This is a genomic window from Pseudoalteromonas mucoides (genome assembly GCF_049257175.1).
Lineage (GTDB): Bacteria > Pseudomonadota > Gammaproteobacteria > Enterobacterales > Alteromonadaceae > Pseudoalteromonas.
Map to the genome: position 1 here is coordinate 1 of NZ_JBMMUC010000026.1, position 20,016 is coordinate 20,016.

Genomic DNA, 20,016 nt, shown 5'->3' on the forward strand with positions numbered 1-20,016 from the left:
GACCATGCCAATCCACAATTGGAGCTTGTGTTTATCTCAGTTGGCCATTTATTTTGAAGGACGCTTAGACAGCGTACTCGATATTTAAGAATTTAAGCTGACACAGAATTTTGAACGTCCTCTTGGCGAGAAAATCATATATTAAGCCTGCATTTTGCAGGCTTTTTATTGTTATTTTTTGTTACTTTTTAAATATTTATTAAGCATTTCTTTTTGGTACACTTTTATCAAAATAAAATTAAAAAGTTACAATAATGAAGTTAAACATCCTTAGTCTCATCACCCTAACTGGCTTTTTAACAGCGTGCGCGGCCGCTAATCGTGTCGAAGTACTTGCTGGCCCAGATACGGTTATTCCACTACATCAAGACGGCGAACGTAAAGGCCGTTATCATAACCTCTACCCCGGTGAAAAAGCCTACCCGATTAGTTGTAAAAGCGACTGCTACCCAAGTAATATCAATTTACAATGTGAAGAAGAAGCTGAGAACTGCCAGTATGTTGCTAAACAAGTTACGCCAAATTTAAATACCGGATTCACTGTTCGTTGGCTCGGTCATGCTGGATTTATGATAAAAACCCCCAACGGACAACAAGTCGTATTCGATCCGGTCAAAGAACAATTTGACTCTCCCGTTGATTTAGCCTTTAGACTCGCGTCAGGGTTTTATCGTAAACCAGGCGATTGGCTAACAAACAGCGAACTAAAGAACTTAGACGCAGTGATGTATTCGCACATTCATTATGACCATTTTAATAAAGCTGATATCGAAGAAATAGGTAATGTGCCCCGTTATTTAACACCTCTGGGGATGGCAGATAACTTTCCAACCGGTGGCTTTAATATAAGCGAAATGGCTTGGTATGCAAAAACCACGGTTGATGATTTAACCATTCATGCATTGCCTGCCCATCACTTTAGTAGCCGTGTTTTGGTGCCTTTTATTTATGAAGATCACGATAAAGACTTATGGAATGGCTGGCTGCTTGAGCAAAATGGTAAAACACTATTTTTTGCCGGAGATAGCGGCTACTCGCAGCACTTTAGCGATATTGAGCAAAAATATGGCAAAATTGATATTTGTTTAATACCTATTGCCTCTTATTATCATGAAGAAGATGGAGATTGGTATAGGTACGTTCATACCACACCTGAAGATGCGCTAACAGCTGCACAAGATCTCAACTGTAAAGTGATGATCCCATGGGGTTATGGTAATTCAAGTTGGAAAATGGGCGATCATAGTAGTCACTCCGCACTACTACGCCTATTGCACATGTACGACGAGATGAATGCTCAAACGCCACTTTATATTTTAAATGAAGGTGAAAGTGTCGCTTTATAAAGCGGCACTTGGGTACTCATGCAATTGCTCCTGCGCCTTGCATTCATCATCACCCAGCGAGCGACTTATTGGCCCAAGTAACATTTTCAAGACACCGTTAATCATGTTCATTTCTTGGTTTGTGTCAGAACTATCGAGTGAACTATTTTGCACTTGTCGCTGCTGACTTTGCGCGTTGCCAACAACAAAATCACAACCTGATTCCATCACTTGTGAAGAAGTGCAGCCTGATAACAACACTGCCATAACTAAAAGTAATGCTTTAGCCAAAATAATTCCTTGAATATGTATTAATGTAAGCAACGCAGTTACTTTACCTGTTTTTAATACTAATAAATGTAAAAATTTGTTTTTCCACCTGAACGTTGCTACAACTGTTATTTAGCATCTGTACCTCTCTACCTGTTGTTTTCAAATAATGTTTCAGACAGTATTAATAAAAATGAATATTTGAGAGTTACATGAAAATACACGCACTAACCTTAAGCATTTTAATGAGCAATGCCGCCTTGGCTATCGATGTAGAGCATACAACAACACCTATTGTTATTGATGGTGTTGCTGAAAGCGCATGGGACCAAGCAACATGGCAGCCTATGCCATACCTTATGGATGGCTCCTTGCCTAATTCAGATAAAGACTTTAAAGGCCGCTACAAATTACTTTGGGATGAAAACACCCTTTATTTACAGGCCGATATTACTGATGATGTGCTGATTGATACGCACCCAGATCCAACGGAAAAATACTGGGATGACGACGCGCTAGAAATATTTATTGACAGTGATGCATCAGGTGGTAACCATCAATTTAATCATACTGCATTTGCTTACCATATAGGCCTTGATAACCAAGCCGCCGATTTTGGGCCTGATAAAAAGCCCCATTTATACACAGAACACTTAGTAAGTAGCTGGAAACGAAATACCGTGCCACCTTATAACATTACTTGGGAAGTGGCGATCAAACTCTATCCAAACAACTATAAAGAAGACGGGCAAAATACACCTATTAAATTAACGGCAAAACAAGTTATCGGGTTCATGCTCGCCTACTGTGATAACGATGGCAGCAAAGTGCGCGAACACTTTATGGGCTCACACGAAGTCCAACCTGTAAACGGCGATAGAAACCGTGGATTTATAGACGCAGATGTATTTGGCAAAATCACCTTGGTGCACTAGCCACACTTTAGCATTGTAGGTATGAGCGGTAAAACTCTAAATTTTATAAATAGTAGTCGTCACATTAATTATTAAGCAACAAAGAAATACACATTAAGAATGTGTATTTCTTCTAAGCTCGTATTAGTAAATAGTAACTTGAACATCAATCCAAGCGTTTGCAGTGCCTAATGTACCACCAACCTCAACTGGATAAATACTAAAGCCATTCCAAGGGTCTATAAACGTTTGGTTCAGAAGTAGTGGTGAATCATTAAAGTCCTCTAACGACCAACCAGAACTTCGAGAGTTTGGAGTTGCATCCAACAATAATGAGTTATGGTTATACCAAGGAGCCGCGTTTTCATCCATGTAGTTTTGTAAATTAATAAGAATACCACTTTGCAATAAAGGAGTACGTAATTGAGACTCTGGAGGTGTATTTGTTTCACCATTTTGTGTGGTTCTATATTCTACCCAATATGTTTTATCTCCATCCCCTGACTTTATTTTTAGGCCTATTGGGCCAGGCGCATTATGGCCATTGCTGGTGCCATGATCAAAAGCATATATTCTATACTTTCCTGAAGTTGTGACAGTGGGTACATCAGTCTCTGTAATCCAATTTTTAAAATACCCTTTATACATTAAGTTCATTTCTTCTAAAGAGTGAGCACCCATTCCCATTAAACCAAATACATTCCCGTAATTAGTAACTATGTCATTACTATTTCCATTTAATGTACTGCTCCCACCCTCGATAGACATTGAGTGATGCAAACCCAATGCATGACCCGCTTCATGGGCAATAGTGCCAGCTTTATATGTATAGATTTCCATTAAAGGAGGAGCTGCTTGAGAGTTAATAAAGTAACTTGCTTGTGTACCTACAGGCGGTGCAGTTACCATTATTATGGTGCCTTCACCTGGAAAATTAGGATCTATTCCAGTATTAATTAATTCTTCTTTATAACCTGAATTCCACTTAGACTTATCATAATTATAATAGTCATGGTCATGAGGCATCGTAATTTTTGACTTTATCTCCCACGTAAAATTGAAATTACCATATGATTGCTCAGTAAAGTACTCTTTAGTTTTTTGCATTTCAGCATTAATTTGAGCAGTACTAAACTCTAAATCTTGATCAGGAAATCTAATTGGATAAACTAAGACATGGACACTCTCATAATCGTATCCATCATTACCTGGATCTACTAACCCTGGAGTGACGCGACAATTAGTTGCATTGAAGTCGGCAACAACACTAACCCCTTTAAATAACCCTTCTAAACTGACATTATTCCAGCCATTTGCTGGCTGCGTTAAAATAACGCACTCAGTATTACCTATATGCGACGACCTAGTACTATCATCTCCATCGACAGGCCAACCATCTGTTCTTGCTGCAAGTGTTAAGTTTCCTAAACCATGGGCGGTACTGAAAGCAATACTAGTTATATTTTTGTTGAATGTTGAAACATTAAAACCTAGCTTATACGACGCTGCAGGAACGCAAACAGGAACACCATCCTGTAATGAAACTGCTGATGTTGGATCTTGAGTAGCGCAAATATCTGGTAATATATTGGGGTTAGGGTTGGGTTCAGGGCTAATAGGATCTGACAAACTGGTTTGCATACTTATAGTGTTACTCCAACCAGACCTATTCGTGCTGTTTTGAGCAAACATTGTATAATAATAAGTCGTATCTTCAGCTAAGCCTGTGTCTGTATAAGTTGTGGTATTCTCACCCACCGTTGATATTACTTGCCAAGAAGAGCCTGCGCTTGATCGTTGAATCTCAAAGCCATTCTCATTATTTGAATTATCATCCCAATTTAAATTAATGGTTGTTCCGTTAACTGTTGCTTGCAAATTGCTAGGAGCAGCTAAAGTACCTGTGTTTTCACTACCGCCGTTAGGTAATTCGTTATTGCTTCGGCAAGTAGTCGCACCAAAATCAACAACAAGGGATGCATTACTTCGCTCTCCAGATATAGCAATCATTAACCAATGTTGATTTGGATTACTAATAATTACACATTCTTCATTTGAGTCTGTGGTTAGTGATCTATAAGCGGTACTGTTTGATGCAGTGCTAGGCCAACGGCCCTGATCTACATATAAGTTAAGATCTCCCGTACCATGTGCTGTGCTGATAGCAATACTGTTATGATCACTTGCTCCTGCAATACTTAAATATGCAACTCCATCATCATTGATACAAACAGGGGATCCATCGCTTATAGAAGTCGACGCCCCTTGAGTTGCACACATATCTGGTAACTCTACACCGGATGTATAGTATGAGATAAATAGAAAAGAGCCTATCAGGCTTTTCACAAGTTTTAATGGGGGTCGTTTCATTTTTTCACCATTCTAAGTTAGTTAACTATTCTTTATGCTTTAGTTTAAAAACATAAAATTTACTTTTTATTTACAACTGAGTTTTAAAAACTAACTTACATAAAACATAGAATCAAGCATTCAAAAAACACTAAAAACAAAATCTCAAACCACCATAATAAACTGAAATAAAAGAACTTTTAAAACATAATGATAAATCGTGATGATAGATGATATAAAATGGTAAACTTTAAAAAACATAACGAACATGAATTACTAAACAGAGCTAATTTTTTTCTTACCCAACATAATTATGAAACAAATCTACATAGAAATTCCAAAGAGTAAAAGTGAGCACAATGCTTTACTCCACCAATTAACTAAAAAATAGCTGATATCAAATAAGCCCTAGACTCCACCTGCTAACGAGTCAATTTTCAACCGTAGCCAATGCAATACATTTACAATTTATTTATTTTAAGTTGGGTTAATTTACGAAGAAAGACATGGATATCTAAAAAACATTTTTGATTATCTCGCGGGTAATATTAGGAATAACGAGGGGAATTTACATGCTAGACGCTTTTCTAATTAAAAGTAAAATCAACGTAGCTCGCGTTGAAGGTAACCGTTGGAGATAGATTCACTATGCAGAATTCAGATTAAATTAGGTATAATTATCTTTCGAGATTAAATGTTCTGCTACATGAAAAGTGCTGCTTAAGGTTTTTTGACTTCTAAGAGGTTAGATTTACTTAATCAAATAGCATTTTAGCCGTACAATAAAGTATGTAAGCTAATCAGGGGACTACGCCTTCCACTGATATACTTAAGAAAACATTGAGGTTAAGCCGTTTGTTTAACCTCATTAGGCAAAAAGTTAGTCGCTATATAAAGACCCGCAGTTCAACACGTAGTGATTAGCTATGCTGCGCCCCTATCATTATTTGAATGGGGCACATATCAGACCTTTCTTACCTGTAAAACAATACACTACGACTAGTTCACCTCAATACAACCTGCACAAAGGATTCTCCAAACCCTAGTGCTAATAAGCTAAGAATCATTCAAAATCAAACTTAATTGACATCCCATTATGCTCACCAACAATACTGAAATAATGATAACCTGCTCGAGGATTATTTATCGTAATGAATTCTGCATTATCCGGGTTGTCAGACCTTTGATCATAACTATTCCCACTAGCCCAACCAGATGATTTATAATATAAATTTCCGTTACCAGATCCATGCGCTGTCATTATGACAACTTTATTTGTGCCCAATGGAACGTTAATACCGTAGTATGTGATTGCATTAACCCAAGAGCCGCTGGGTACACAAATATCATCACTTTGCTCAATCCAACCCGATATAGGGCTTTCTATTGCGCAAGCATCGATCACTGCATCACCACCACTGAGCTCAGCACTTATAGAAGCTGTAGTTACTACCGTGTCAGTAGCACCATCACTATCTGTAACTGTTAACTCCACATTATAGTCACCTACAGCTGTATAAGTATGGCTAGGGTTCATTAAAGTGCTGATTTTTCCATCGCCAAAGTTCCAGCTATATGAAACTATTGGCCCTTCAGTATCTGATGAACCTGCACTACTAAAACTTATCGAGTTATTCACAGTACCTAAATATGAACTATTAGAATAAGCTGTTGGGGGCGTATTCTGATTTTCATTAACATTACATCCAGGAGTGTCAAATTCAACTAAAATAGATGCAGTTCCATTCGAATTAGAAATTTTCAGATTACCCCAGTAGTTACTCCCTCCAGATACATAAATACACTCACTGTTTCCAATATCATTCGAAATACCATCATCACTATTCGTGCCTGTAGGCCAACCTGAATTATCATAATTAATACTTAAATCACCAGAACCGTGTGACGTTCTGATTTTAACACTGTCATGGCCACTAATATTTGCGATACTAAGCCAAATTACTGGTGAATTACCTAAACAAACAGTATTACCAGCTACTAAATTACCACCAGTAATAGGCGCCTGTGTAGTACATATATTTGGTAAGGTATTCCCTGGTATAATATCTTCTGCTGAAATAGTCACTTTAGTACTTGTAGTGTTTGTTGCCCCTTCATTGTCAGTTACAGTAAGACGTACATCATAAACCCCTTGTGAGTTATAAGCGTGGCTAGGGTTGGCAAGTGTACTCACTGCACCATCACCAAAATCCCAACGAAAAGCCTCTATCGAACCATCATTATCTGTAGAACCCGCGCTGGTAAAGCTAACGGCTATATTTACAACCCCATTATAAGTACCGTTAATATTTGCTGTTGGCGCATTATTTTGAACATCACCATTTATAGAATATACATTTTCACCTGGTGTAAGAGAAACCACCCCTTTACAGCTATTCAATGAATCAACAAACACCATTCTATCACCAGCCTGCCATGTAGTTCCTGTATAACTTTCACCTACGTTAAGTGTTGCATAAACAGTATCAGAGCGCGCACCAGTTACATAGTTAACCCACCGTACTTGCATGACTTCATTTGAGTTATTTGTAACAGTTACATTAGTGGTATTTGTAGTTTTAAAATAAGGCCTTTCTAAACTACATGAACCAATCTCATTAGCTGCAGGCAAAGTGTCAGGCACTAAGTTATTAACTAAACTAGGCTCTACCGAAAAACTAGCTGTTTGCCCAACAATACCAACCCCAACACACTCTCGATTTTCGCTCATCATGACAAAGCGATCGTTTTCACGCCAAAAGCTATTATTGTATTGCTGACCTTGCGTTAATAATGCTATTTCTTGTGTTCCTGCACTTCCAGTAACATTATCAATCCACATTAATCTTAACGGGACTGAAGTATTATTTAGCACTGACAGATTAGATGTAGAAGAATCATCTACATATCGAATATACCTTTGCTCCAAATTACATGAGCCAAAGTTATTATCTTCAGGAAGTGCAACATAACTCATAGCTGTCGCAGATGTTAATGATTGCACATAATCAGAAAAACCATCGCCTATACGGTCTGAAACATTTTTTAAGGTTGTTTGATAAGTTGCAGTACTCCCAGACCGAAGCGCATTAATTATATCGTCATAATCACTTCGATGATTTGCATTCATATAATGAATCGCCATATAACCCCACTGATATAAATCAGGGTGATTATAGTCCGCACTCAAAATATTGTAGAAAGGAGGAATCTCCTTACCAGAGAGGCTATTGAGTGTCCTTGTATAGTTTGTACCATTAGCTAGAAAATCAGCTAAGCCTTCAGTCAATCCCGCATTATATGTAAAAGTACCAAAGGGGCCTGAGACATTAAAACGACCATCTAAATAGTGTACATATTCGTGTTGTAGGTTATATACCTGCCCTGTATAAGCACAAGAAAAAGGTACCCAACTATCCTCACAAATGTGCGATATAAATTTCGCTTGGTTTGCCGAGTTTGATGGCGTCCCCTCTAAGTACATTCCTCCATTATCAGTGTTAATTCCAAAATGTGCTTGGCCATTAGCTTTATACTCTGCACTTGATAAGTAAATATAAACATCTAAGGTAGTATTATTGTCATTGGGCAGCGGGGAACTAGCACTGGTATTAAAAAAACTGTAAAAATCCGTTTCAGTTTCAGATATTTCATCGCAACTACTTCTTAATTGCTGTTGTGTTATACCGCTTTGCGCTCGTAAATTCACAGAATTACATTGATAAGATTCAGTAAACACCTCATTTATAGTTGCCGCAGATGCGTTTTGGAAGCCACAAAGCATAAATGCAGCTAGGGCCCCCACTGAGTTTATAGTTTTAATCATGCACTTTTCTCTTTAAGTATTATTTGAAAGTGAAGAATCAAGACATTCCTGTGTCAGTACATTCTTTTCGATCTTTAGAAGAAACATTTCTCAACTTATGTTTCACAGTTTAGGTATTTTCATTTACTTCCCAAGAGAATCTTCAAATCTCAAGGGTTAATAAAATAGAGCTATTCAACACTTATAAGATAAAATATATTGAATGCAATATACACGAAAGGTAAATGAAAGTTACCAGGATGTAAACAAGATAATTGGAAAACAGAGCTAAATGATGACAACTGATTCAAAAAGATATCTTTAAAGCAGCTAATAACAAGCTCTATAAAGTGCAAGTGAGGCGAGTAAAAGTAAAATTTGAGGGTTAGGTTAGGCTAATATTGAAGGTAATAATTACCATCAATATTAGTTAACATTTTTAAATATTTGGTCTGTTGATTGATAAAAATCTCTTGCGTGCTTATTCTTTCATTAAGAATAAATGACTCTTCTTATCATATGACTCGATTAAATACAGGTGTTGCTCATCATCGCTCAAAGCAACTTCGAAGTAATTAGCGTTGCTATAGATAAGTTCTTCAATTGTTTTTGTATCAAAATTATAATAAGAGACTATACTTTTCACTGTATCACTCTTGTCGATAAAGTAGACCCCATGATTAAATACAACAAAGTCATTTACATCATTTTTATTGGCACTAAGGACTCTTGAGATGATTTTAGTATGACTTTTTGTGATTGGGTTGTAGTGGTAAATATCATTATTATCAGCCCTACTGTAAAAGAAATCCCCCGTAGGAGATTGTGCAATACTGTCTGCATTAGGTATCGCAGTAACTATGTTTAATGGGTACCCTGAGCCTCCCATTTTCATGACTCTAGAATTGCCATATATTGACTCAATAAAATGAAACTCATTACCTGAAACAGAAAACCTACCTGTATATAAATTTTCTCCATCAGGGCAAAGAGGGGTAGCCTTGCCCGTTTTTATATTTATAAGTTGGCATGTGTGATTTATCGATAACACCGCTTTATTTGTGCCTTTTTTCCAATTAATACTAAGTGGTGAATAATATTTCGATCGCTCTTTAAACTTTGCTAGTTGATTTATATTACCTTTATCATATTGCCATAATTGCACTTTATTACTGGGGGTTACAGCAGCAAAGACTAGCCTACCACTGCCCACTTCTGCAATGCCATGGAGGGACATTTTATTTCTAACAAGAACTTTACCTACCCCATCACCACCTTTTAATGGGTTAGCATATTTAACTATTTGCCTTGCAAACGACTCATTTCTCCCCTCTTGCTGCATGACTATATACGGCTTTCCTATTATTTTAGTTGGCCAGTAGCCTAAATATGCTCTCTCTGTAATTTTGATTACTTGCTGAGTCGCAATATCATAGTTTGACAAATACCCTTCAGCATCTACAAAAAAAAGTGATGTACTATTATCACTAAAACTAAACCCTGCTCTCTCTTCATAAAGAGAAATAGGGGTCGGTATAAATTTTCTATCCATAATATTGAAAAGATTAATTGTATAACTTTGCATATTATTAGCGCGCATTACAGCCAGCCACTGCTTATCTGGTGATATAGAGGCAAACAAATCACCTTGAGACGCTAATTCAGGGGAGCTTATTTGTTCTAACTTAGCCTGAAAGATATCATATAAATAAAGCTTTAAAGGCGCTGTAGCTACTTCACTCATATTGAAGAAGAACTGCTCATCATTGAGCCAATTTATTGAAGGTGAGATATTATGAATAGGTAGAGTTATATGTAATTTAGCATTAGTTGCTCTTAGCTCTTTTGAGTCAAAATTGGCTAAATAAATGCCAGCAAATTTACTATTGTACCTAACAAATGCAACCCTAGTTTTATCAGGAGATACACTAGCAAAGTTATCGTTATTGAAGGAGCTACTAAAAACTTTGCTTACACTCTCTAAATCGTCTGTATAGCTTGCATAAAGCTGCCAGGCATTATGCTTAGCTAAATGATGTGAAAAGAATAAAATCTGGCCATCATCGCTTACAGAAAGACTTTGGACTCTCCCATCATTATGCGTCATTGAGGTAACTAAGCTATATTTATTAGGCTTAGCCATATATAGATAGAAAGTAAGAGCAATAATTAAGACAAGTATTACACTTAAATATATATAGCGATAATGATGCCAACTCTTAATCTCATAAATTCTTTTTGTAATGAGCCCTACAACATTACAGAGTTCATTACTTAAGCTATTAGCGACTTTATTCCTGCTTTGAAATATTGAAGCATTCAATCTGTACCCACTACCATTTGTACCTGTTACCGTATGAATATATTTCTTATTTGCTTCTAATTGAGCCAGTGCTCGACGCAAACTATAAATGTGATTATTAATTGTATGATCACTTACTGTAGCATTCCCCCAAACATGATTTCTCAAGTCATCTCTTGTTACAAGCTGTCCTGTTCGACTCGCGAGGTGGCATAAAATCCTCATAGCCATAGATTGAAGATCTATCGACTCCCCATCACAACTCAACTTATCTATCGTAGGATCAACTGTAAGCTTTTCTAGTTGGAAAGCTTTATTAAAGTCGGTCATTACATATCATTAAACTAATCACAACATATAGTATACAATATACATAAAATATGATTTTGACTAGTACATTCAACTCACATCAGTTATTCATTGGAGTATTGGAGATTATCAAATACGCTAGATAATAAAGCACTTCAAAGTCTAACTGGACTTTAAAACTTTAAACTCGCTAACTAAAACCCACAAAAAAGCCGCTGTATTTTGCAATACAGCGGCTTTTGAAATCATTTTTCTAAATTAATAGATTATGACTTAGGAGCACGGCCCGCACGTTTACGCTCATTTTCAGTTAAATGACGTTTACGAATACGAATGTTCTCAGGTGTAACTTCTACTAGCTCATCATCAGCAATAAACTCAAGCGCTTGCTCAAGTGAATAGTTAAGTGCTGGTGTAAGTGTTTGTGCTTCATCTGTCCCAGATGCACGAACGTTAGTAAGTTGCTTACCTTTAAGTGCGTTAACTGTAAGGTCGTTATCACGGCTATGAATACCGATAACCATACCTTCATAAACTTCAACACCGTGACCGATGAATAAACGGCCGCGCTCTTGTAAGTTAAATAATGCGTTAGTAAGTGCTTTACCTGTTGCGTTTGCAATCATTACGCCGTTCTTACGAACACCTAGCTCGCCACCTTTGTGCGGACCGTAGTGATCGAACGTATGGTAAAGTAAGCCAGAGCCTGAAGTTAATGTCATGAACTCAGTTTGGAAACCGATTAAGCCACGGCTTGGGATCATAAAGTCCATACGCATACGGCCTTTACCATCTGGTGCCATGTCAGTTAGCTCACCTTTACGAAGACCAATTTGCTCCATGATAGAACCTTGGTGCTCTTCTTCACAGTCAATTGTTAGTGTTTCATACGGTTCTTCTAACACGCCATCAACAGTGCGTAAGATTACTTCTGGACGAGATACAGCAAGCTCGTAACCTTCACGACGCATGTTCTCGATTAAGATACCTAGGTGTAATTCACCACGACCAGAAACACGGAAGCTATCTGGGTTATCAGTATCTGCAACACGAAGTGCAACGTTGTGTACTAATTCTTTGTCTAAACGCTCACGTATATTACGTGAAGTAACAAACTTTCCTTCTTTACCACAGAACGGAGAGTTATTTACAGAGAACGTCATTGTTACTGTTGGCTCATCAACACTTAGTGGTGGTAATGCTTCAACATTGTTAGGACAGCAAATCGTATCTGAAATTTTAAGCTCGCCAAGACCAGTAACTGTTACGATGTTACCAGCGAAAGCTTTATCTGTATCAATACGCTCAAGACCTAGATAGCTTTGTACTGAACCAATCTTACCGTTACGAGTCGTGCCGTCAGCACCAATAATCGTTACTTGTTGGTTAGGCGCAACAGAACCACGTTTGATGCGACCGATACCGATTACACCTTTATACGAGTTGTAATCAAGCTGAGAGATTTGCATTTGGAAGTCACCTTCAGGATCTGCATCCGGTGGTGATACTTCGTCAACGATCATCTTAAACATAGGTTCCATGTTGTCTGATGGCTCGTCTAAATCTAGTGTTGCCCAGCCATTGATAGCTGATGCATAGATTACTTTAAAGTCTAACTGTTCGTCAGTTGCGCCAAGGTTATCGAATAAATCAAAGATTTGATCCATAACCCAATCTGGACGTGCGCCTGGTTTATCAATTTTATTGATAACAACGATTGGTTTTAAGCCTTGCGCGAATGCTTTTTGCGTTACGAAACGCGTTTGTGGCATCGGACCTTCTTGAGCATCAACAAGTAATAATACTGAGTCAGCCATCGAAAGTACGCGTTCAACTTCACCGCCAAAGTCGGCGTGTCCCGGGGTATCTACGATATTGATATGGTAGTCATTCCAAGAAATGGCCGTGTTTTTAGCCAAAATGGTAATACCACGTTCTTTCTCAATGTCGTTTGAGTCCATCACGCGCTCTTCGTTACCGCCGCGTGTTTCTAATGTACCTGATTGCTCAAGTAGTTTGTCAACCAAAGTTGTTTTACCGTGGTCAACGTGCGCGATAATCGCTATATTTCTTAACTGTTCGATGCTCATATATTTACTCAGAGAAGTTTATTCTCATTGATCCTGCAAGATCTACGCACTCATCTGCGTTTTCACCAGATGTCCCAGCATAGGATTTAAAAGGGCGCATATTATCCCTCATTAATGACATGGATGAAAGTTTATCCAATATAAATTTCAAAACTTTCTCAATACTTTTACTAAGTATCTGTTTTATATATGACAAATAAATGAATTAAATTTCATTTATTTTCTAAAAATCAATTTTTGAGCTATTTTGAGGATATTTTTGGCACTATTTTGCAATTAGGTTATGCTGATTTGAGCGTTTAAAATATCAGCAAAATGAAACCTGTAAAGATTGCACCAAAATGAAAATATTTCGCACCAAAATGGTGCTTTAATGTGGGTTTATTTACTGCACTTATATTTTTTAACAATGCAAACAGCTAGTTATAAACATGGCACAGAATCAGCTTACTAAAGAACAAAAGCAATTATGCAGCAATTATAAAACCCAACAGTTGGAGGACACATGTCACAATCGGTTTTAGATCTTATTAAAGAAAATGACGTTAAGTTCATTGATTTACGCTTTACTGATACAAAAGGTAAAGAGCAACATGTTTCTATTCCTCATCACCAAGTTGATGAAGACTTTTTTGAAGACGGTAAAATGTTCGACGGTTCTTCAATCGCGGGCTGGAAAGGCATTAACGAATCAGACATGGTATTAATGCCAGTTCCTGAGTCAGTTAAACTTGACCCTTTCACAGAAGAAACCACTCTAATCGTACGTTGTGACGTTGTAGAGCCTTCTACACTTCAAGGTTATGAGCGTGACCCGCGCTCTGTTGCTAAGCGCGCTGAAGAATACATGAAATCTACAGGTATCGCTGACACAGTACTATTTGGTCCAGAGCCTGAATTCTTCCTTTTTGATGACGTTAAATACAAATCAGATATGTCTGGTTCTATGTATAAAATTGATGCAGAAGAAGCGTCATGGAACTCAGACAAAGAATACGAAGGCGGCAATACAGGTCACCGTCCAGGTGTTAAAGGTGGTTACTTCCCATGTTCACCAGTTGATTCTTCACAAGATTGGCGTTCAGCGACTTGTTTAGTTCTTGAAGAACTAGGTCAAGTTGTAGAAGCACATCACCACGAAGTTGCAACAGCAGGTCAAAACGAAATTGCTACTCGCTTCAATACCATGGTATTAAAAGCAGATGAAATCCAAGAAATGAAATATGTTATTCACAACATGGCTCATTTATACGGTAAAACAGCGACGTTTATGCCTAAGCCAATCGTTGGTGATAACGGTTCTGGTATGCATTGTCACCAATCACTAGCTAAAGATGGTGTAAACTTATTCGCAGGTGATAAGTATGGCGGTCTTTCTGAAGATGCACTTTACTACATTGGTGGTATCATCAAGCATGCTAAAACAATCAACGCTTTTGCAAATGCTTCAACTAACTCGTACAAACGTTTAGTACCAGGTTTTGAAGCGCCAGTAATGCTTGCATACTCAGCACGTAACCGTTCTGCTTCAATCCGTATTCCAGTAGTACCATCTGAAAAAGGTCGTCGTATCGAAGTGCGCTTCCCAGATCCAACTGCTAACCCTTACCTTGCATTTGCTTCAATGCTTATGGCTGGTCTTGACGGTATCAAAAACAAGATCCACCCTGGCGATGCTATGGATAAAGATTTATACGACTTACCAGCAGAAGAAGCAGCTGAAATTCCAACAGTTGCAGCATCACTAGACGAAGCACTAGCAGCACTTGATGCTGATCGTGAGTTCTTAACTCAAGGTGGTGTATTCACTGACGACCTAATCGATGCTTATATCTCGCTTAAGTCTCAAGAAGTTGAAAAGCTTAACATGACAACTCACCCTGTTGAGTTTGAAATGTACTACAGCGTTTAATACGCTGTAGCTAAAATTGTCTAGTTATAGATAATATATGTGTGTTCTCAAGGCCCGTTTTACGGGCTTTTTTTATGGCAAAATGTTTCATTCTCCACTAGAGTTTAATTAGTGCAAAAAACGCAGGGTTAAAGAGTGAAAACAAAGATATTGGTATTGCTGACGACAATTTTATTCAGCTTTTATGGTTATTCAGGTGATAAAAAAATTTATACTTGGAAGGATAAAAATGGCGCTGTTGTTTTTTCTGACACTCCTAAAGTGGGTGCACAGGAAGTTAAATTAACAAGCCAAATACTTGCTATGCCTACCACTGATACCAGCATCTTAAATGAAGCCAAACCTGCCACCACTAAAAGCTTTAAAATTGTCGTCGCATCTCCAGCCCATGAAGAAACCGTTAGAGAAAATACCGGCTCAGTATATGTGACCAGCCGAATTTCACCACGCTTTGAGAATGGCTTTACAATTCAATTATTCGTTGATGGCGTAGCCTACGCAGAACCCAGTAACACTAGCACCTTTGCACTTCGTAACGTTGATCGAGGCGAGCATTCCTTACAGGTTAAATTATTTGACCCAAAAGGCAATGTACTATCGGTTAGCCCCAAGAGTGTATTCTTTATGCATCGACAGTCATCATTGTAGCCTACGCTATTTTTTATAATAGCGCTCTGATTATAAATATATGTGCTAAGCTGCTAGCTATCATCAACGCACTAAAATGGTGCAATAATGTCCAATAATAAAAAATTCAGTCCTGAACTACTAACCAGCATATGGAAAAACCTAACAACTGCAGTCATTTTACTCGATAAAAATTTTACTCTCGTTTACGTCAATGATAGTGCCAGTGAGCTGCTAGGGCTTGGTCCTAAACGCATTCTTAATCAGCCTTTTGATAGCCTGTTTAACTACCATTCCGTAGACTTAGAGCGCATTGCTAAATACGCTTTAATGGATGGTGTAGATTGCCACCAGCATAGAGCTGACGTGGTCTTCGTGGACTCCCGCCATGCTAAATTAGCTATTAGTGCAAGACGAGTAAAACTTGATAACGAGTATTATATTTTATTTGAGTGTCGCCAAACGGACGATGAAATCCGCCATGATCAAGCGTCCAACCAGATGCATCAATATCAAGCCGCGCGGAACTTAATTCGCGGACTTGCACACGAAATTAAAAATCCTCTTGGTGGAATTCGCGGAGCGGCGCAATTATTGCAGTATGAGGTTGATCAGCAAGAGCGCGATCAATGTGCAGAACTAATTATTGAGCAAGCAGACCGTTTAAGAGAACTTGTGGATAGGCTTCTTGGCCCGAATCAATTACCACAGAAGTCACACGGTAATATTCACCAAACATTAGAATCGGTTGTAAAGCTTAGTATGCTCGACAGCAATGCCAATATTAGCCTAGAAAAAGATTACGACCCAAGTATACCTGACGTATATATAGACCAAGGTAAAATTCAACAAGTCGTATTAAATATTATTCGCAATGCACAACAAGTACTAGTCGATGGCGGAGTAATTAAGCTCAAAACGCGTATCAGCCATCAGCAGCGTCGCCCAGGTAAAGCACCTAAAAAAGCTTTGCTGATCCAAATATCAGATAACGGACCAGGTATTGATAGCAATATTAAAGAAACCTTATTTTACCCAATGATCACCAATAAAGAAGGTGGTTCAGGCTTAGGGCTTTCAATTGCGCAAACCTTGATTGATCAACACAATGGCTATATCGAATGCGATAGCTGGCCTGGTCATACAGAATTTAATATATATCTGCCCTTTGTGGATTAATTAATGTGGAGTGCCCATGAAAACAGTTTGGCTTGTTGATGACGATGCATCTATTCGCTTCGTATTAGAAAAAGCGCTATCTCGTGCAGGGTTTAATACAGAAAGTTTTGCCAATGCACAAGATGTATTGAGCGCACTAAAATTTAGCCAACCAACAGTACTTGTCTCTGACGTACGTATGCCAGGTATGGATGGTATGGCATTACTTGAGTTAATCGCAGAACAAAACCCTGGTTTACCTGTGATCATAATGACCGCTCATTCAGATTTAGACTCTGCGGTTAACGCCTTCCAAAAAGGTGCGTTCGAATACTTGGCCAAACCATTTGACTTAAATGAGGCTGTAGCTTTAGTTGAAAGTGCCTGTCGTGCAAATTCAGCGAAAAAAACCAAACGTAAGGTTGCCCCGCCTAAAAGTGCGCATATCATTGGTGAAGCCCCTGCAATGCAAGAAGTGTTTCGTGCTATTGGTAAATTATCTGCTTCAAGCATGAGCGTATTGATTAATGGTGAATCAGGTACAGGTAAAGAGCTCGTCGCAAGTGCTCTACATAATCACAGCCCGCGTAAAGAAAATCAATTTATCGCTCTTAACATGGCCGCCATCCCTAAAGAACTAGTTGAGTCTGAGTTGTTCGGACATGAAAAAGGCGCTTTCACTGGGGCAGATAGTGTTCGCAAAGGTCGCTTCGAGCAGGCTAACGGCGGTACTCTATTTTTAGATGAAATAGGCGATATGCCACTGGATGTTCAAACTCGCTTATTACGCGTATTAGCGGATGGTGAATTTTATCGTGTTGGTGGCCATCAAAGCATTAAGGTCGATGTACGGATCATAGCTGCAACACACCAAAATCTTGAAGACCTAGTTAAACAAGGCAAATTTAGAGATGACTTATTTCACCGCTTAAATGTGGTAAGGCTACGTCTTCCTGCTTTACGTGAGCGCACTGAAGATATTGAACGATTAGCACAGCACTTTTTACACAAAAGCGCTAAAGATTTACAAGTAGAAAGCAAAATACTGAGTCCTAAAGCAACTGAACAGCTACGCCTATTCGGCTGGCCAGGTAATGTGCGTCAATTAGAAAACACCTGCCGCTGGTTAACTGTAATGGCTCCGGGTGAGCTTATAAGTGAGCAAGATTTACCACCCGAAATTCTCGAAGCCGAAGTTTCTCAACAAGAGGGGGACTGGTTAGATTCGTTCCAACAATGGTTAAATCAAGAGCTGAAACAAGGTAAACAGAACATTTGGCCAAACGTACAGGCACAACTAGAAACCCGCTTAATTAAAACGGCTTTAGCTAACTGTGCTGGGCACAAGCAAGAAGCGGCGGTTAAGATTGGCTGGGGGCGCAATACATTGACCCGTAAATTAAAAGAGCGCAATATTAGTTAAACAAGATGACTAACGGTATTGATGCGCCATGAAGCTGATCGAGCACATTCCATTAATAAAACAGATGGAAATTATCAATAGACTGAATTTTTTTAAAGAGTTTACCCTTAATGAGCGGCAGGTATTACTTGAATCATTCAGTCATTTATATTTAGTTCATCAAAATCGGTTTCTATTTAAACAATACGATAACGATAAGCAACTATATATTGTTCTTAGTGGCGCGATTGTCGTTTTTAAACACAGTCACTTGGTGGATTTAGGCACTATCGAGCCCGGACAGTTTATTGGTGAAGGTGCATTTATTAACAACCGCGAGCGCAGTACTAGCGCCCGTGCCACCTGCGATACCATTGTCCTTGCAATCACACCACAAGCGCTAACGCGGCTGCCTAATGTCATTCGAGAAAAAATAAAAGACCGTATTATTGAAGGTATGAGCGAGCGTATTGCTAAGCTTAGTGAACATATTGAAAACCATTCTTAATCCATATACACGACCTGCAACGAACAGTTTAGCCAACTTGGCTTATTAACATGCGCTGTGATTGTGTATGTATCTGATGACTTAAGGCCAAAAGGAGTCGTAACCAATGGCTTTGAATGAGTATAAGTTTGTGAGTAATTACTGTAATAGATAACCAAATAACCATATAAGTACTCCCACTGCAAAATCACCTTTGCTCCGCTGGCTAACGTGAACTGGGCATGTTGAGAAGTAAAACTCACCGCTAAATCGTTATGCTCATCCTTTTCACATTCGCTGGTACGTACAGTTTTCGGCATAGTAAATGTTTTATCTGGATCTACATTTTTTAGATAAAAACCAATATTACCATCACCATAAAAATGATTTGCGCGTGTTGTATAACTTATTTCAGGTTGGTATCCCAGCGCTTGCATAATGGCCGCTAACTGCTGCGTTTGTGTGCGTAAAATCTTGTCATTTGCTAACATCAATGTCGCAGCACCAAACTCTCTTGGCACCTCAAGCTCGACATACTCATAAGGTAGTGATTGTGCTTTTAGCGCCACATCAAGCTGCTGACGTTGTTCATCCTGCAAGTTTTCGCTAAAAATATAAACTGTGGGTTGTTGGCATGCAGCCAAAAATGCGAGCAAAATAAATATTAAAAGTCCATTTTTCATGATCACCTCCAAATGATTACATCTGTAGTCTATTGAAGGTGATTATTAAAAGCAACTTAATTCATTTGACTGTTTAACCACGCATCGACACTTTGGCGGGTGTATAACACATCTTTAAACAAGCGATGACGTTCGAACTTAAGCAAACGCTCTTTGTTATTATCGCCACTTACTAATTGACTATGGTTATCGTTAAATTTTGAAATAACCGAAAAGCCCTTTTGTGTACTTTGCGGTTGTTGCTTCACTATTTTTGTAAGGTGTGTCCTGACATCATCGGCAGTTAACATATCCGAGTTATTTAAACCCATTAACTCTTTTCGCATTGCTAATCTTACGCCCATTTTCTACTCCATTTCAATGTAATAGCACTTACATTTGGT

General features: G+C 38.4%; 14 protein-coding genes. 7 read left to right on the forward strand and 7 right to left on the reverse strand.

What is annotated here, in order from left to right; translation table 11 throughout:
• Window positions 1-254: 254 nt before the first annotated feature.
• Window positions 255-1,346 carry an MBL fold metallo-hydrolase gene (locus AAEU30_RS20685; protein WP_421962175.1) on the forward strand — a complete coding sequence of 364 codons (1,092 nt, stop codon included), beginning with the start codon at window positions 255-257 and terminating at the stop codon, window positions 1,344-1,346.
• On the opposite strand, the gene AAEU30_RS20690 is transcribed toward AAEU30_RS20685, so the two are convergent.
• Window positions 1,341-1,616, reverse strand: a complete 276-nt coding sequence (locus AAEU30_RS20690) for a hypothetical protein (protein ID WP_421962176.1) — start codon at window positions 1,614-1,616, stop codon at window positions 1,341-1,343. The genes AAEU30_RS20685 and AAEU30_RS20690 overlap by 6 nt on opposite strands.
• 191 nt (window positions 1,617-1,807) lie before the next feature.
• On the opposite strand from AAEU30_RS20690, the gene AAEU30_RS20695 reads away from it, so the two are divergent.
• Complete coding sequence (locus AAEU30_RS20695) at window positions 1,808-2,530, forward strand: CBM9 family sugar-binding protein (RefSeq protein WP_421962177.1); 723 nt, start codon at window positions 1,808-1,810, stop codon at window positions 2,528-2,530.
• 123 nt (window positions 2,531-2,653) lie between these two features.
• On the opposite strand, the gene AAEU30_RS20700 is transcribed toward AAEU30_RS20695, so the two are convergent.
• From AAEU30_RS20700 to typA, 4 genes are all read right to left on the reverse strand, one after another.
• Entirely contained in the window at window positions 2,654-4,879 is a 2,226-nt protein-coding gene (locus tag AAEU30_RS20700; RefSeq protein ID WP_421962178.1) for a fibronectin type III domain-containing protein, read from the reverse strand.
• Window positions 4,880-5,921: 1,042 nt separating this feature from the next.
• Window positions 5,922-8,684 carry a collagenase gene (locus AAEU30_RS20705; protein WP_421962179.1) on the reverse strand — a complete coding sequence of 921 codons (2,763 nt, stop codon included), beginning with the start codon at window positions 8,682-8,684 and terminating at the stop codon, window positions 5,922-5,924.
• Window positions 8,685-9,144: 460 nt separating this feature from the next.
• Window positions 9,145-11,295: a winged helix-turn-helix domain-containing protein gene (locus AAEU30_RS20710; RefSeq protein ID WP_421962180.1), complete on the reverse strand. Its 2,151-nt coding sequence runs from the start codon at window positions 11,293-11,295 to the stop codon at window positions 9,145-9,147.
• A 245-nt stretch (window positions 11,296-11,540) separates the two neighbouring features.
• The gene (gene typA, locus AAEU30_RS20715; protein ID WP_421962181.1) at window positions 11,541-13,364 is read right to left on the reverse strand and encodes a translational GTPase TypA; all 1,824 of its coding nucleotides are present in this window, start codon (window positions 13,362-13,364) and stop codon (window positions 11,541-11,543) included.
• A 505-nt stretch (window positions 13,365-13,869) separates the two neighbouring features.
• On the opposite strand from typA, the gene glnA reads away from it, so the two are divergent.
• From glnA to AAEU30_RS20740, 5 genes are all read left to right on the forward strand, one after another.
• Window positions 13,870-15,276 (forward strand): glutamate--ammonia ligase, encoded by a 1,407-nt coding sequence (gene glnA / locus AAEU30_RS20720; protein ID WP_421962182.1) that lies wholly within the window; start codon window positions 13,870-13,872, stop codon window positions 15,274-15,276.
• 135 nt (window positions 15,277-15,411) lie between these two features.
• Window positions 15,412-15,924 carry a DUF4124 domain-containing protein gene (locus tag AAEU30_RS20725; protein ID WP_421962183.1) on the forward strand — a complete coding sequence of 171 codons (513 nt, stop codon included), beginning with the start codon at window positions 15,412-15,414 and terminating at the stop codon, window positions 15,922-15,924.
• Window positions 15,925-16,011: 87 nt separating this feature from the next.
• A complete protein-coding gene (glnL, locus tag AAEU30_RS20730; protein WP_421962184.1) occupies window positions 16,012-17,082 on the forward strand; it encodes a nitrogen regulation protein NR(II) in 1,071 nt (356 codons plus the stop codon).
• Window positions 17,083-17,098: 16 nt separating this feature from the next.
• Window positions 17,099-18,484 (forward strand): nitrogen regulation protein NR(I), encoded by a 1,386-nt coding sequence (gene ntrC / locus AAEU30_RS20735; RefSeq protein WP_421962185.1) that lies wholly within the window; start codon window positions 17,099-17,101, stop codon window positions 18,482-18,484.
• A gap of 28 nt (window positions 18,485-18,512) precedes the next feature.
• Entirely contained in the window at window positions 18,513-18,971 is a 459-nt protein-coding gene (locus AAEU30_RS20740; protein ID WP_421962186.1) for a Crp/Fnr family transcriptional regulator, read from the forward strand.
• Here the strand turns inward: AAEU30_RS20740 and AAEU30_RS20745 are convergent.
• Window positions 18,968-19,633, reverse strand: a complete 666-nt coding sequence (locus AAEU30_RS20745; protein WP_421962187.1) for a hypothetical protein — start codon at window positions 19,631-19,633, stop codon at window positions 18,968-18,970. The two genes, AAEU30_RS20740 and AAEU30_RS20745, sit on opposite strands and share 4 nt — an antisense overlap.
• Window positions 19,634-19,689: 56 nt before the next feature.
• Window positions 19,690-19,977 (reverse strand): hypothetical protein, encoded by a 288-nt coding sequence (locus tag AAEU30_RS20750; protein ID WP_087532771.1) that lies wholly within the window; start codon window positions 19,975-19,977, stop codon window positions 19,690-19,692.
• Between the last annotated feature and the right edge of the window lie 39 nt (window positions 19,978-20,016).

Coding starts and splice junctions, on each gene's coding strand:
- AAEU30_RS20685 (WP_421962175.1), top strand. CDS start 255: ATGAAGTTAAACATCCTTAGTCTCATCACCCTAACTGGCTTTTTAACA.
- AAEU30_RS20695 (WP_421962177.1), top strand. CDS start 1,808: ATGAAAATACACGCACTAACCTTAAGCATTTTAATGAGCAATGCCGCC.
- AAEU30_RS20700 (WP_421962178.1), bottom strand. CDS start 4,879: ATGAAACGACCCCCATTAAAACTTGTGAAAAGCCTGATAGGCTCTTTT.
- AAEU30_RS20705 (WP_421962179.1), bottom strand. CDS start 8,684: ATGATTAAAACTATAAACTCAGTGGGGGCCCTAGCTGCATTTATGCTT.
- AAEU30_RS20710 (WP_421962180.1), bottom strand. CDS start 11,295: ATGACCGACTTTAATAAAGCTTTCCAACTAGAAAAGCTTACAGTTGAT.
- typA (WP_421962181.1), bottom strand. CDS start 13,364: ATGAGCATCGAACAGTTAAGAAATATAGCGATTATCGCGCACGTTGAC.
- glnA (WP_421962182.1), top strand. CDS start 13,870: ATGTCACAATCGGTTTTAGATCTTATTAAAGAAAATGACGTTAAGTTC.
- glnL (WP_421962184.1), top strand. CDS start 16,012: ATGTCCAATAATAAAAAATTCAGTCCTGAACTACTAACCAGCATATGG.
- ntrC (WP_421962185.1), top strand. CDS start 17,099: ATGAAAACAGTTTGGCTTGTTGATGACGATGCATCTATTCGCTTCGTA.
- AAEU30_RS20740 (WP_421962186.1), top strand. CDS start 18,513: ATGAAGCTGATCGAGCACATTCCATTAATAAAACAGATGGAAATTATC.
- AAEU30_RS20745 (WP_421962187.1), bottom strand. CDS start 19,633: ATGAAAAATGGACTTTTAATATTTATTTTGCTCGCATTTTTGGCTGCA.
- AAEU30_RS20750 (WP_087532771.1), bottom strand. CDS start 19,977: ATGGGCGTAAGATTAGCAATGCGAAAAGAGTTAATGGGTTTAAATAAC.